The 13945-nt window shown below is 71.5% G+C and carries 13 protein-coding genes; 5 read left to right on the top strand and 8 right to left on the bottom strand.

What is annotated here, in order from left to right:
- Positions 1–77: 77 nt before the first annotated feature.
- On the top strand, positions 78–2204 hold the full coding sequence (locus ABZ860_RS39770; RefSeq protein WP_357230909.1) for a glycoside hydrolase family 44 protein: 2127 nt from the start codon (positions 78–80) through the stop codon (positions 2202–2204).
- Positions 2205–2251: 47 nt separating this feature from the next.
- Here the strand turns inward: ABZ860_RS39770 and ABZ860_RS39765 are convergent, their stop codons facing one another.
- Positions 2252–2740 carry a hypothetical protein gene (locus ABZ860_RS39765; protein ID WP_357230906.1) on the bottom strand — a complete coding sequence of 163 codons (489 nt, stop codon included), beginning with the start codon at positions 2738–2740 and terminating at the stop codon, positions 2252–2254.
- A 218-nt stretch (positions 2741–2958) separates the two neighbouring features.
- Here ABZ860_RS39765 and ABZ860_RS39760 point away from each other — a divergent pair, with 218 nt between their 5' ends.
- Together ABZ860_RS39760 and ABZ860_RS39755 are read left to right on the top strand one after the other, a co-directional pair.
- Entirely contained in the window at positions 2959–4299 is a 1341-nt protein-coding gene (locus tag ABZ860_RS39760; RefSeq protein WP_357230903.1) for a M1 family metallopeptidase, read from the top strand.
- A gap of 126 nt (positions 4300–4425) precedes the next feature.
- Entirely contained in the window at positions 4426–4947 is a 522-nt protein-coding gene (locus tag ABZ860_RS39755) for a YbhB/YbcL family Raf kinase inhibitor-like protein (RefSeq protein WP_357230900.1), read from the top strand.
- A gap of 93 nt (positions 4948–5040) precedes the next feature.
- Here ABZ860_RS39755 and ABZ860_RS39750 read toward each other — a convergent pair whose 3' ends face one another.
- A complete protein-coding gene (locus tag ABZ860_RS39750; RefSeq protein ID WP_357230897.1) occupies positions 5041–5430 on the bottom strand; it encodes a VOC family protein in 390 nt (129 codons plus the stop codon).
- Positions 5431–5565: 135 nt separating this feature from the next.
- On the opposite strand from ABZ860_RS39750, the gene ABZ860_RS39745 reads away from it, so the two are divergent.
- Positions 5566–6438: a sigma-70 family RNA polymerase sigma factor gene (locus ABZ860_RS39745; RefSeq protein WP_357230894.1), complete on the top strand. Its 873-nt coding sequence runs from the start codon at positions 5566–5568 to the stop codon at positions 6436–6438.
- Between the two features lie 63 nt (positions 6439–6501).
- Here the strand turns inward: ABZ860_RS39745 and ABZ860_RS39740 are convergent, their stop codons facing one another.
- Genes ABZ860_RS39740 through ABZ860_RS39720 form a run of 5 tightly spaced genes read right to left on the bottom strand, consistent with a single transcriptional unit; the run spans position 6502 to position 11707 of the window.
- Positions 6502–7485, bottom strand: a complete 984-nt coding sequence (locus tag ABZ860_RS39740; RefSeq protein WP_357230891.1) for a PDR/VanB family oxidoreductase — start codon at positions 7483–7485, stop codon at positions 6502–6504.
- Between the two features lie 36 nt (positions 7486–7521).
- Positions 7522–7743, bottom strand: a complete 222-nt coding sequence (locus ABZ860_RS39735; RefSeq protein WP_357230888.1) for a hypothetical protein — start codon at positions 7741–7743, stop codon at positions 7522–7524.
- Complete coding sequence (locus ABZ860_RS39730; protein ID WP_357230885.1) at positions 7740–8801, bottom strand: aromatic ring-hydroxylating dioxygenase subunit alpha; 1062 nt, start codon at positions 8799–8801, stop codon at positions 7740–7742. Before ABZ860_RS39730 ends, ABZ860_RS39735 begins: the two co-directional genes overlap by 4 nt.
- Before the next feature lie 3 nt (positions 8802–8804).
- Complete coding sequence (locus tag ABZ860_RS39725) at positions 8805–10340, bottom strand: long-chain fatty acid--CoA ligase (RefSeq protein ID WP_357230882.1); 1536 nt, start codon at positions 10338–10340, stop codon at positions 8805–8807.
- 17 nt (positions 10341–10357) lie between these two features.
- Complete coding sequence (locus tag ABZ860_RS39720) at positions 10358–11707, bottom strand: MFS transporter (protein ID WP_357230879.1); 1350 nt, start codon at positions 11705–11707, stop codon at positions 10358–10360.
- Between the two features lie 303 nt (positions 11708–12010).
- Here ABZ860_RS39720 and ABZ860_RS39715 point away from each other — a divergent pair, with 303 nt between their 5' ends.
- A complete protein-coding gene (locus ABZ860_RS39715) occupies positions 12011–12862 on the top strand; it encodes an SDR family NAD(P)-dependent oxidoreductase (protein ID WP_357230876.1) in 852 nt (283 codons plus the stop codon).
- A 54-nt stretch (positions 12863–12916) separates the two neighbouring features.
- On the opposite strand, the gene speB is transcribed toward ABZ860_RS39715, so the two are convergent.
- Positions 12917–13795, bottom strand: a complete 879-nt coding sequence (gene speB / locus ABZ860_RS39710; RefSeq protein WP_357230873.1) for an agmatinase — start codon at positions 13793–13795, stop codon at positions 12917–12919.
- Positions 13796–13945: the final 150 nt, after the last annotated feature.

Below are 13945 nucleotides of genomic sequence, written 5' to 3'. Positions count from 1 at the left end.
GCCGCGCGACGGGTGCTCCCCTCGCATCCGGCGGCTTCAGGACGTCCAGCATCCCCCAGGGACTCGAGAGGAGACCCGTGCGAACGCGAACGCTCCCGATAGCCCTCACCGCGGCGATCGCCCTGTCGATCGGCGCGGCCGGGCAGGTGCCCGCCCTCGCGGCGGCGGACGGCCCGGCGCTGACGGTGGACACCACCACAGGCCGGCACCCGATCAGCCCGTACATCTACGGCATGAACTTCGCCGACGAGGCGCTGGCCAAGGAACTGCGTCTCCCGGTGCGACGGTGGGGCGGCAACGCGACGACCCGTTACAACTACCTGTACGACACCAGCAACCGTGCCTCCGACTGGTTCTTCGAGAACATCGCCGAGGACAACCCCGACCCGTCGAAGCTGCCGGACGGCTCCACCGCCGACCGGTTCGTCGAGCAGGACAGGCGCACCGGCACCGACACCATCCTCACCGTCCCGCTGATCGGCTGGGTCCCCAAGGGCCGCGACACGTCCTGCGGGTTCTCCGTCGCCAAGTACGGCCCGCAGCAGCAGACCGACCAGTGGCGTCCCGACTGCGGCAACGGCGTGAAGCCCGACGGCACGAAGATCACCGGCAACGACCCGCACGACACGAGCGTCGAGGCCGGCGCGGCGTACGTGAAGGAATGGATCGGCCACCTCACCGGCAGGTACGGCACGGCCGCGAACGGCGGCGTGAAGTTCTACAACCTCGACAACGAGCCCGACATCTGGCACGGCACCCACCGGGACGTCCACCCCGAGGGCGCGAGCTCGGTCGAACTGCGCGACAAGGCCTACCTCATCGGCGTCGCCGTGAAGGCCGCCGACCCCGGCGCGAAGACCCTCGGCCCGGTCGGCTGGGGCTGGTCCTCCTGGGACTACTCCGGCCTCGACCAGGAGACCTGCGGCCGGACCAACTGCTGGTCGAACCCCCCGGACAAGGAGGTCCGCGGCGGGCTTCCGTTCACCACGTGGTACCTCCGGCAGATGAAGAAGTACGAGGACGAGCACGGGCTGCGCGTCCTCGACTACTTCGACGAGCACTTCTACCCGCAGGCGTCCGGCGTCTCCTTCGGCTCCGGCGGCGACCCGGCCACCGACGCCCTGCGGCTGCGCTCCACCCGGGCGCTGTGGGACCCGTCGTACACGGACGAGAGCTGGATCAACACGCAGGTCCGGCTCATCCCCCGGATGAAGGAACTGGTGGCGGCCGAGTATCCCGGCACCAAGACCGCCATCACCGAGTACAACTGGGGAGCTCTCGACCACATCAACGGAGCCCTGGCGCAGGCCGACATCCTCGGCATCTTCGGCCGCGAGGGCCTCGACCTCGCCACCCTGTGGGGACCGCCCACGGCCTCCCAGCCCGGCGCGTACGCCTTCCGGATGTACCTGAACTACGACGGCAAGGGCGGCCGGTTCGGCGAGACGGCGGTCGGGGCGACCAGCGCCGACCAGGGCAAGCTGGCGGTGTACGCCGCCGAGCGCGCCTCCGACGAGGCGCTCACGCTCGTCGTGGTGAACAAGACCGGCGACGACCTGACCAGTGAGGTCGCCGTCAAGGGACGCGACGGCGGAGCGACCGCCCAGGTCTACCGGTATGCGGCGGCCGACACGTCGGCCATCAGGCGCGACGCCGACGTGCGGGTCGGGACCGGCGGCTTCACCGGCACGTTCCCGGCCAACTCGATCAGCACCGTCGTGATCCCCGCCGGCGCCGGCCCGTCGCCGTCCCCCTCGCCCTCCGCTTCACCGTCCCCCTCGCCCTCGCCCTCTCCCTCACCGTCCCCCTCGCCGTCGCCGAGCCCCTCCCCCAGCCCGTCGCCCAGTCCCTCGCCCAGTTCCTCGCCGACTCCGGCCGCCGCCTGCACGGTCACGTACACGGTCACCAACCAGTGGCCCGGCGGATTCCAGGCAGGGGTACGGATCATCAACCGGGGAACCACGGCCGTGAAGGGCTGGAAGCTCGGCTGGACGTACGCCAACGGGCAGACCGTGACCCAGCTGTGGGACGGCTCCTACACCCAGAGCGGGTCGAAGGTGACGGTGACCGACGCCGGCTACAACGCCACGATCGCGGCGAACGGCGGCAGCGTGACCTTCGGCTTCCTCGGCCGCTGGGACAACGGCGCCAACCCCGCGCCCAACCAGTTCACCCTCAACGGCTCGCCCTGCGCGACGGGCTGACCCGCTGATCCCGGTGCCGGCCTTCCCCCGGCCGGCACCGCCGGGTGTCAGTCCACCATGGCGCCCTTGTCCCGCCCGCACACGCTGACGTCGTCGTGCCGGCCGCACGCTCTGACCAGGGTGAAGTCACGCCAGACGGCCATCGGGGAGGAGACCGCCTGGCCGTCGCGGCCCACCGGGAAGGGGCCGCACCGATGCCACGGTCCGCCACCCGGCGGCCAGACGTCGAGCCAGACCGCGTCACCCGGACGGGTGCGACCGGTGAGGGTCGCCCAGTAGTGCCACTCCCCACGCGGACCCGCGTCCCCGCGCCAGAGCGTGACGTCCACCTCGCCGGCCCACTTTCCACTCGTGAGCGAGTACACGGGCTTGGCGTTCCTCACCGTGTGGAGATCCGGCCGCGACCAGGCGCGGCAGTCGATCGGCCGATCACCGGCGGGACCGGCGGAGGCCGCGCCGGGCGAACAAGGGAGAGCCAGGAGCACGATCGCGGCGACGATCGCCGTGGTGGTCCTGGCACACATGGTTCGAATCACCTGGACCTCCCGAGTGCGGCCGCCGGCCGGACGAGTATCGATGGCAACGCGTACGGCCACAGTCGCAGAGCGTCGGCAACGGCGGAAAGAAAAGCGGGCGAAATCCTGTCGCCACAGGCACGAGAACAATAAAAAAGCAATCGTTGACCGCCATTTGACAAAAAGTTACATTACGTCGGCAGATCGGGGGTCCGGGCTCTCGAAAGGAGACCCTCCTCATGGTGCGACGATTCCTGATCACCGCGGCGGCGGCCGTGCTCGTCCTCGTCGGGGGCGTTCCGCCGGCCGCCCACGCGGTGGACGGGACCAGGACGCCGGGATCGCCCTCCTACACGGTCACCCTGACCAGCAACGCCTCGGGCAGCACGTGGACGGGGCACGAGAGCGTCACCTTCGCCAACCCGTCGGCGGACCCCCTGACGGAGGTCTACCTCCGCCTGTGGGACAACTATCACGGGGCGTGCCCCTCCACACCGGTCACCGTGACCAACGTGACCGGCGGCACCCCGTCCCCGCTGTCGGTCTCCTGCACCGCGCTGAAGATCACCCTGCCCGCCCCGCTCGCCCAGAACCAGAGCGCATCGATCGGATTCGACCTCAGCATCGTCGTGCCCAGCGGCGCCGACCGGTTCGGGCGCGACGGGTCCTCCACCTTCATCGGCAACGCGCTGCCGGTCCTGGCCGTCCGCGACGCGAGCGGCTGGCACCTCGATCCGTACAGCAACAACGGAGAGTCCTTCTACGCGCTGATCAGCGACTACTCGGTGACGCTCGACCACCCGGCGTCTCTGCTGGTGCCCGCGACCGGCACCTCCGTCGACACGCCGGGAACGTCCGGCCGCACGATCACCAAGGCGACCGCGAAGAACGTGCGCGAGTTCGCGTGGGCGGCCGGGCCGTTCGTCAAGACCACGAGCACCACGACGACGGGCGTCGTCGTGAACGTCTACCGGGTGAGCTCGATCAGCTCCGGCAGCGCGAGCTCGATGATGACCACCGCGAAGAACGCGCTCGTCGCCCACGCCGGACGGTTCGGCGCCTACCCGTACGGCGAGGCGGACGTGGTGCTGGACAACAACTTCTGGTTCGGCGGGATGGAGTATCCCGGCTTCGTGCTCGACGTGGTCAGCTCCACCGCGCTCGCCCACGAACTGGCCCACCAGTGGTGGTACGGGATCGTCGGCGACGACGAGTACACCAGCCCGTGGCTGGACGAGGCGTTCACCGACTATGCCACCGACCTCTACAACGGCCTCTCGGGCACCAACTGCTGGAACAACGTCTCCTGGCAGTCGTCCGCCGAGAAGATCAGCAACTCGATGGCCTACTGGGACGCCCATTCGAGCCGGTACGGCACCGTCGTCTACACCTACGGCAAGTGCGCGCTGCACGACCTGCGGCGCACGATCGGCACGACGGCGATGCAGAACCTGCTGAAGAACTACGCCGCCGCCCACTGGTACGGGATCTCGACCACCGCGGACTTCAAGGCCGCGGCGCAGGCCGCCGCCTCCGTCGACCTGTCGTCGTTCTGGACCACGCACCGCATCGACGGCTGACCGCGCCGAGCGTCCCGCTCCCGGCCCGGCCGGGGGCGGGAGCGGGACGCATCGCTGCGACCCCGGCCTCGCACACGCCGAGGGCGAAGACGGCGCCGACGCGCTCCGGCCGCCTATCCTGGCCGAATGAAGATCGGCAAGCTGGTCGGCGGCGCCCTCCTGGCGGTCGTCCTCCCGGGATGTTCGGCCGAGGGCGCCCCGCCGGCGGACGCTCTGAAGGTGAGCACCCCGGCCTTCGCCGAGGGCGCGGCGATCCCCGGGAAGTACGTGTGCACCCGGCAGGGAGGCCAGGACGTCTCGCCCCCGCTGGCCTGGAGCGGCGTTCCCGCGTCCGCTCGCGAACTGGCGATCGTGGTGGACGACCCGGACGCTCCCGGCGGGACGTACATCCACTGGATCGTGACCGGCATCCCCGTCACCGAGACGAGCGTGCCCGAGGGTCTCGCCCCGGGGAAGGTTCTGCCGGGCAGCGACGGCAGGGCCGCCTACGCCGGCCCCTGCCCGCCGAGCGGGGTGCATCACTACCACTTCATCGTGTACGCGCTGCGCGGCCCGATCACGCCGGGCGGCGACGCGACAGCGGTGCACCAGCGGATCAAGGACGCGGCGATCGCCTCGGGCGAGACCGTCGGCACCCGGAGTAGCTGACGGGCGAGATGCGGGCTCGCCGCGAGGAGCCCGGACAGGCCCCCGGCCTCGCCGGGTGCGGCGTGGCCGGGGACCCCGCGGCAGGTCTACGAATCAGGAGGCGTAGGTGGTGACCTTCCACAGATAGCCGTCCGGGTCGCTGAAGTAGCCGAAGTACCCGCCCCACTGGGCGGGGGCCGCCTCCTTGACCACGCTGCCGCCGCCGGCCACCGCGTTGCGCATCATCTCGTCCACGACCTCCCTGGAGTCGGGGTTGAAGTGGAACGAGGCGCCGCGGAATCCGGATCCCTCCGGGGAGACTCCGGCGTCCTGTGCCGCCGCCTCCCATTCGTAGAGGGCCAGCTTCGGGGATCCCTCGCCCAGGCTGAGCGAGACGAAGTGGCGGGTGTCCTTGTCGATCTCGCAGCCCAGGCCTTCGTAGAACTTCTTGGCCCGGGTCAGGTCCTTGACGCCGAGCATGATGGCACTCACCTGCAATGACACGATTCTCTCCTGGTGATTTCGGTGTATTCGCTGCCTGAACCGGCAGGCCGGACATCCGGAGCCGGTCCGGATGTCACATCGGCGCGGGTTCGCCGGTCAATCGGTATGACAGGCGGGGACGGAGGAATGTGACCGATGGTGGAGCACGACTGGCTGAGCGAGCGGTTCGCCGAGCACCAGGGCCGCTTGCAGGCGGTGGCCTACCGGATGCTCGGCTCACCGAGCGAAGCCGAGGACGCGGTGCAGGAGGCCTGGCTGCGGGTCAGCCGCGCCGACACCGGTCAGGTGGACAATCCCGCCGGGTGGCTGACCACTGTCGTCGCCCGGGTCTGCCTGAACATGCTCGAGGCGCGCAGGACCCGGCGTGAGGAGTCGGCCGGGGCGCTGCCGCCCGAGCCGGCCGCGCCGCACGCGAGCCTCCACCCGGCGAGCCAGGCCGGCCCCGAGGACGAGGCGCTGCTGGCCGATTCGGTCGGCGTCGCGCTGATGGTGGTGCTGGACACGCTGACTCCCGCCGAGCGGCTCGCGTTCGTCCTGCACGACGTCTTCGCGGTGTCGTTCGACGAGATCGGCGCCATCATCGACCGCTCCTCGGCGGCGGCCCGGCAACTCGCCAGCCGGGCCCGGCGCCGGGTGCAGGGAGCGGCCATGGCATCCGATGCCGCGCGATCCCCGAAGCGGGAGGTCGTCGCCGCCTTCCTCGCCGCATCCCGGACCGGGGATTTCGCCGCCCTGCTCGAGCTGCTCGACCCGGACGCCGTGGCCGGCGAGATCCGCGGCGCCCACGCGGTGGCGGCCTTCTTCGCAGGACGCGCTCAGGCCGCCCGGCTCGCTCTGGTCGACGGCGTGCCGGCGGCGGTGTGGTCGCACCGCGGCCGGCCGAGGGCCGTCTTCACGTTCGCCGTCAGCGGCGGGAGGATCACCCGCGTCACCGTGGACGCCGACCCGGACCGGCTCCGCGACCTCGACATCGTCTTCCTCGGCGCGGACGCCAAGGAGCGACGGTGACTCCGGAGCGACAGTGACTTCAGAGCGGCGGTACGTCGGAGCGGCGGTGACTCCGGAGCGGGGTCACAGTTCGAGGACGAGGCGGGGGGACCTGGCCCGCGACACGCAGATGAACATGACGTCCCCGGCCTCGCGCTCCTCCTCCGTGAGCAGGTCGTCGCGGTGGTCGGGGACGCCCCCGAGCACCGCCGTCTCGCAGGTGCCGCAGGTGCCTTCGCGGCAGGACGACAGCACCGAGACCCCCGCCTCCTCGACCACCTCCAGGATGGAGCGGCCCTCCGGCACGGTCAGCGTCGTGCCGGTCAGGGCCAGCTCCACCTCGAAGGCTCCCCCTGCCGCACCCTCCGCCGTGCCCTCCGTCGTGCCCGCGCCGCTCCGCGCCGTGGGCACGAAGCGTTCGACCCGCAGCGCTCCCTTCGGCCAGGAGGCGCACCGCTCCTGCGCCGCCGCCAGCAGCGGCTCGGGTCCGCAGCAGTAGACGAGGGTGTCCGCACGCGGAACGCCGAACAGCGCGTCCAGGTCGAGCAGGCCCGTCTCGTCCTGCGGGCACAGCTCCACCCGGCCCGGGTGCCGCCGCACGAGCCGGTCGGCGAACGCCATCGAGGCCCGGGTGCGCCCGCCGTACACCAGCCGCCAGTCACATCCGCGCCGCGCCGCCTCCTCGATCATGGGCAGGATCGGGGTGATGCCGATGCCGCCGGCGACGAACAGGTAGCGGGGCGACTCGGCGAGGCCGAAACGGTTGCGGGGACCGCGCACCCGGATCGTGTCGCCCTCGGCGAGCCGGTCGTGCACGTACGCGGAGCCGCCCCGCCCGCCGGGCTCCCGGAGCACCGCCACCTCGAAGACCGAGGAATCGCCGGGGTCGCCGCACAGCGAGTACTGCCTGACGAGTCCCGGGCCGAGCAGCAGGTCGACGTGCGCGCCAGGCGTCCAGGCGGGCAGCGGGCCGCCGTCGGGACGGACGAGACGCAGGAGGACGACGCCCTCGGCGGCGGGCGTCTTGCCCGCCACCTTAACGTCGAGCTCCGGTTCCGTGACGGGCATGGTCGCCGAGGCTTCCTTTCTCGAGGATGTCGCGTCTCAGACGAGCGCGGCGGCCGGGGCCGGGGAGTCGTGCGCCGCCGCGGGGCGGGGCCGGTGGCCCTCAGGGTGGCCGAGCAGCCAGTCCCACAAGGTCACCGGGTCCTCGAACTCGCGCTCCGCCCCGCAGAAGCAGGAGGCGTGCAGCCGGTCCGTCCCCGGCAGCCAGCGGATGCGGTAGACGGTGCGGCCGGCCTCCGCGCCGGAGTCCCGCGCGTTCATCGAACGGGGGTCTGCTGGGGCACGGAGCCGGCCATCCGGGCGAGCAGGCGGCGGGCGGCCAGCCCGCCGGTGTCGATGTTCACCGACAGCTCCTGGTAGCGGTCCGGCTCCCGGGCCAGGACCTCCTCCAGCGTGTTGAGCGCGGCCACGTCCTGCAGCACGACGGTGCGGTTGCTGTCCCGCAGGAAGTCGGAGACCTTCTCGTCGTCGAGCGCGAAGTCGCGCGCCACCGCCCAGAAGTCGTAGGTGGCGTTCTCCGTCGACGGGGTGATCGCGTACACGACCTCGACGTGGAAGGCGTGCGGGTCCGTGCCGTCGGCGGCGGGCGGGGGCGACCCCACCGGGGCGACGCGGCTGTGCAGCAGGTACAGGCACGGCGGGTGATACTCGATGTCCTGCCAGCGGGTGATCCGGCCCTTGATGCCGGTCGACTCGGCGTAGAACGGCGGGCAGGCCGCGTCGTCCATGTGGCGGCTGACGTAGACGACGCCCGCGTCCTCGTCGACCTCCGTGGTGATCGGGGTCTCGGCCACCTCCGGGGTGCCGATGTACCCGCCGTGCAGGTACGTCTCGTGGGACAGGTCGAGGAGGTTGTCCACGAGCAGGCCGTACCTCGCGTTCAGCGGCTCCATCCCGCACACGGTGGCGTAGTCGGGCGAGACCAGCCAGGGAGCGCGCGGCGGCAGCGTGTCGCCCGGTTCGCGGTCGCCGATCCACACCCAGACGAAGGAGTCCTGCTCCACCACAGGGTAGGTGCGCAGCCGCGCGGTGCGCGGGATGCGCTGCTGCGCGGGCACGGCGACGCAGACGCCGTCGGGGCCGTAGGTGAAGCCGTGGTAGCCGCAGACCACGCGGTCGCCGACCAGATGGCTGGGCGATTCCGACAGGGGGAACCGGCGGTGCACGCAGCGGTCGGCCATCGCCACGGCCCGCCCGTCCTCGGTGCGGTAGAGCAGGATCGGCTCGTTCAGGATGGTGCGGCCGAGCTGGCGCCGGCCCACCTCGTGGCCGTAGGCGGCCACGTACCACTGGTTGCGCGCGAATTCGGTGACGATCACAAGTCACTCCTCGGGGCCGGCGGGCAGGGGCCGCCGGCGCAGGTCGGGTTTGCGGATCTTGCCGGAACCGGTCTTCGGCAGCGCGTCGACGACATCGACGTAGACCGGGATCTTGTACTTCGCGAGCCGGGGGCGGAGGAAGTCGCGCACCTCGCCGGGGGTGACGGCCACGCCGGGGCGCGGCACGACGAAGGCCCGGCCGACCTCGCCCCACGTGTCGTCGGGCACCCCGACCACGGCGGCCTCCGCCACGGCCGGGTGCTCGAAGAGCACGCCCTCGACCTCCGCCGGGTAGACGTTCTCCCCGCCGGAGATGTACATGTCCTTCACCCGGTCGACGATGTAGAGGTGGCCCTCGTCGTCCAGGGTGGCGATGTCGCCGGAGTGGAACCAGCCGCCCTCGGTCAGCGCGGCGGCGGTCGCCTCCGGGTCACGCCAGTAGCCGGGGGTGACGTTAGGCCCCTGCACGAGCACCTCGCCCGGCTCGCCGGGCGCCACGGGGGTGAGGTCGGGCCGGACCACGCGCACGTTGGCGAAGAACACCGGCACCCCGGCGGAGCCCACCTTGCGCACGCTCTCGCCCGCCTCCAGGAAGGTCGCGCCCGGAGCGGTCTCGGTCATCCCGTAGCCCTGGCAGAAGACCAGGCCCCGCTCCTGGTAGGCGCGGATCAACGCGACGGGAATGGCCGCGCCCCCCGACATGAGGGTGCGCAGCGAGGACAGGTCGGCGCCGGGCCACCGGGGCGACCGCGCGAACGCGGCGAACATCGCGGTGACCCCGAACATCCAGGTGACCCGGTGCTTCTCGATGAGGTCGTAACACCGGTCGACATCCCATGACGGCATGATGACCGAGATGCCGCCTTTGAGGAAGGTCGGCAGCAGGGTTTGATTCAGGGCCGCCACGTGGAACAGCGGCGCGCTGATGAGCGTGACCTCGGTGCTCGTCACGTCCACGCCGATCATGATGTGGAAGCAGTTCCACACCAGGTTGGCGTGGCTGAGCATGGCACCCTTGGGCCGTCCGGTGGTGCCCGAGGTGTAGAGGATGAGGGCGATGTCGTCGAGCGCCACCGGGATGTCGATCGGCGTGGGGTCGCCCTGCGCCAGCCACGTCTCGTAGTGCCGCTCCCCCTCCGCCGGGGACTCGAGCGCCACGACCGTGCGCAGAGTCGGGAAGCCGGGAAGATCGCGGACCACCGCCGCGCACTCCGGCCCGTAGACGAGGACCGAGGCGCCCGAGTGCTCGAGCATGTACGCGATCTCGGGCGCGGCCAGCCGGAAGTTCAGCGGGACGAAGATCCCGCCGAGCACGTGGGTGGCGAACATCGTCTCGGCGAAGGCGAGGTGGTTGGGACCGAGGTAGGCGACCCGGTCCCCCGCCCGCACCCCCGCCTCACGCAGCCGCGACGCGAGCCTCGTCGTCCGCTCGTGGACCTCCGCGTAGCTCAGTGGCCGGTCCGCGTAGACGAACGCGGTGCGGTCCGGGCTCATCTGGGCCCTGCGGGCCGGCCAGCCTCCCAGTCCGGCGTTGCGCATGTGTGGCACTCTCCTCGTCAGGCGGAGGACGGTTTCGCCGTGTCGGCGACGCGACCGGACGCGGGCTCGGCGGCGCTGACCGAGGTCAGGTCCTGGCGGCTGGTCTCGCGCAGCGCCAGGACGCAGACCACGGTCAGCAGGCAGCAGGCCGCGATGATCACGGAGATCGTCGTCGTCCCGCCTCCGGTCGACGCGTCGAGCTGGGCGAACAGCAGCGGTGCGAGACCGGCCCCGAGCCCGGCGATCTGGTAGCCGAGCGAGGCTCCCGTGTAGCGGCTCCCGGTGGCGAACAGCTCGGTGTACAGCGCCGCGAGCGGGCCGTACATCAGCGGGTGGACGAGCGACTGGCCGAGCACGAGCGCGACGGCGAGCACGGCCGTGCTGCCGGAGTTCACCATCGGGAAGAGCGCGAAGCCGTACGCCGCCATGAGCACCGCGCCCACGAGCACCACCGGCCGGCGCCCGACCCGGTCGGACAGCGCCGACCAGCCGACGATGCCCACGACGGCCAGCGCGGACGAGAGCGTGAGCGCGTTCAACACGGCCTGCCTGGGGAAGCCGGCGCGCACGCCGTACGCGATGAGATACGTGGTGAGGGTGCCCTGGGCCACGAAGGCGGACAGTCCGACGCCGACCCCGAGCAGGAGGGCCTTCGGGTGGTCGCGGAACACGTCCAGCAGCGGCAGCCTCGATGTGCGCTTCCCGGCGGCCTCGAACACCGGGGTCTCCTCGACCCGCAGCCGGACGAACAGGCCGACCGCCAGCAGCGCGATGCTGATCAGGAACGGCACCCGCCAGCCCCAGCTCAGGAACGCCCGCTCGTCCATGACGGCGGCGGTGCCGCTGAGCACCGCCGTGGACAGCACCATGCCGAAGGGTGCTCCGGCGTTGGTGAAGCTCGCCCACAGGCCGCGCCTGCCGGTCGCGTGCTCGGCGGACATCAGCACCGCGCCGCCCCACTCGCCGCCGACGGCGACACCCTGCAGGATCCGGAGCGCGATGAGCGCGATGGGCGCGAGGCTGCCGACCTGCGCGTAGGTGGGGAGCAGGCCGATGAGGAAGCTGGCGACGCCCATCAGGGTCATGGTCAGCACGAGCATGCGCTTGCGTCCCAGCCGGTCGCCGTAGTGACCGAAGATCACGCCGCCGAGCGGCCTCGCCAGGTAGCCCGTGGCGAACGTGCCGAAGCTGGCGACCGTCGCCGTGAGCGAGTCGAGGGAGGAGAAGAAGACCTTGTTGAAGACCACGGCCGACGCCGTGGCGTACAGCAGGAAGTCGTAGTACTCGATGACGCTGCCCAGGAAGCTGGAGGTCACCGCGCGGCGGAGCTGAACCGGGCTGGGGGGTGAAACTGAAAGATTCGGCATGACCGAGCTCCTCGTCCGGGAGCGAGCTGAGACTCTCGCCTTCTCGTCCGGAGGTTAGGCAGATTTCTAACGGAGGTCAATACTTTGCCCAATATGGGTACCGGCGGCCGTTCCGGGCGCAGGCGGGAACGGCCCTCCCTTCCGGCCTACCCTCCCCGGGCGCGAGGCCCACGGGCCGCGGGCGTGCTGTGCCACGACCGCCGGAGAGACGCAGGTCACACTCGGCCGCTGTCAGATCCGTGCCGCGTTGCGTGTCTAGGGGGTGAAACAGCAAGACAACCGCAGAAAGAACGGAAAGACATCATGAGCAAGGTCTGGTTCGTCACCGGTTCGTCCCGCGGTCTGGGCCGCGAGTTCGTCGAGGCCGCCCTGTCCCGCGGTGACAAGGTGGCCGCGACCGCGCGGAACATGGCGAGCCTCGACGAGCTGGCCGCCGCCTATGGCGACGCGGTGCTCGCGCTCGAACTGGACGTGACCGACAAGGCGGCCGTCTTCGAGGGCGTGAAGCGGGCCAAGGAGCACTTCGGCCGTCTCGACGTCATCGTGAACAACGCCGGCTACGCCCAGATCGGCGCGATCGAGGAGCTGACCGAGCAGCACCTGCGCGACCAGTTCGAGACCAACCTGTTCGGCGCGGTGTGGGTGATCCAGGCCGCGCTGCCCTACCTGCGCGAGCAGGGATCGGGACACGTCATCCAGATGTCCTCGGCCGCCGGGCTCATCGCGATGCCGCTCGGCGGCGCGTACCAGGCCTCCAGGTGGGCCCTGGAAGCCCTGGGCGAGACCCTCGCCCACGAGGTCGCGGACTTCGGCGTCAAGGTGACCGTGATCGAGCCCGGCGGCTTCGCCACCCGGTCGGGCAAGAACCCCGATCCCCTCGACAACGGCCACGTGGCCGAGGCCGACCCGGTCTACGACGGTGTCCGCCGGCGCCTCGCCGCGTTCGCGGGAAAGCAGCCCGCCGGCGACCCCGCCGCCGCGGCCCGGGCGCTTCTCAAGATCGTCGACTCCGACAACCCGCCCCTGCGGGTGCTCTTCGGCCTCGGCTTCTACCCGATGCTCCAGCAGGTCTACGCCGACCGGCTCAAGACCTGGGCCGACTGGCAGGACCTTTCGAGGGAGGCGCAGGGCACGCTCGACCAAGAAGATCGGTGACGGGGCTCCGCTGGACGGCGGCGGCGGGGAGCCCCTTCGTCGCCTCCGTGTCGCTCACTTCTCCTTGAGCGCGAGCAGGCCGATCAGGTCGTAGGCCACATGGGAGGCCGCGACGGAGGTGATCTCGGCGTGGTCGTAGGCGGGCGCGACCTCCACGACGTCGGCGCCGACCAGATCGGCGCCGGCGAGGCCGCGCAGGATCTCCAGCAGTTCCCGGCTGGTCAGCCCTCCGGCCTCGGGCGTGCCGGTGCCGGGCGCGTGCGCCGGGTCGAGCACGTCGATGTCGACCGAGAGGTAGAGCGGTCGGCTCCCGATCCGCTGCCGAAGCGCGTCGGCGACCTCGTCCACGCCCCTGCGCATCACGTCGGCGCTGGTCACGATGCCGAAACCCAGCCGGCGGTCGTCGTCGAGGTCCTTCTTGCCGTACAACGGGCCGCGGGTGCCGACGTGGCACACCGCCTCGGTGTCGAGGATGCCCTCCTCGGCCGCCCGGCGAAACGGCGTGCCGTGGGTGTACTCGGCCCCGAAGTAGGTGTCCCAGGTGTCGAGGTGCGCGTCGAAGTGCAGCAGCGCGACCGGGCCGTGCCGCCGGGCGGCCGCCCGCAGCAGCGGCAGCGCGATCGTGTGGTCGCCGCCGATCGTGACCAGCCGGGTGCCGCCCTCCATGAGCCCGGAGGCGGCCTCCTCGACGGTCTCGACCGCCTCCCGGATGTCGAACGGGTTGCACGCGATGTCGCCCGCGTCCGCCACCTGCATCGCCGCGAACGGCGAGACGTCCAGGCCCGGGTGGTACGGCCGCAGCAGGCGGCTGGCCTCGCGGACGGCGGAGGGGCCGAACCGGGCGCCGGGGCGGTAGGAGACCCCGCTGTCGAAGGGCACGCCCACCACCGCCACATCGGCCTGCCCGACCTCGTCCAGCCGCGGCGAGAACAAACGGACGACCCGGCGGCCGGGGCGACCGCCGGGTGGCCGGTGCCAGGCGGGACAGGTCAGGCGTAGTGCCGGTAGATCGCCCGGGCGACGCAGGCGGGCTTGGCGGACCCGTCGATCTCGACGGTGAAGTCGAGATGCATCTGCACCCCG

The sequence above is a fragment of the Microbispora sp. NPDC046973 genome, from assembly GCF_040644495.1.
Lineage (GTDB): Bacteria > Actinomycetota > Actinomycetes > Streptosporangiales > Streptosporangiaceae > Microbispora.
The sequence above is the reverse complement of the archived record's forward strand: the minus strand, read 5'-3'. Positions and strand labels throughout refer to the sequence as shown.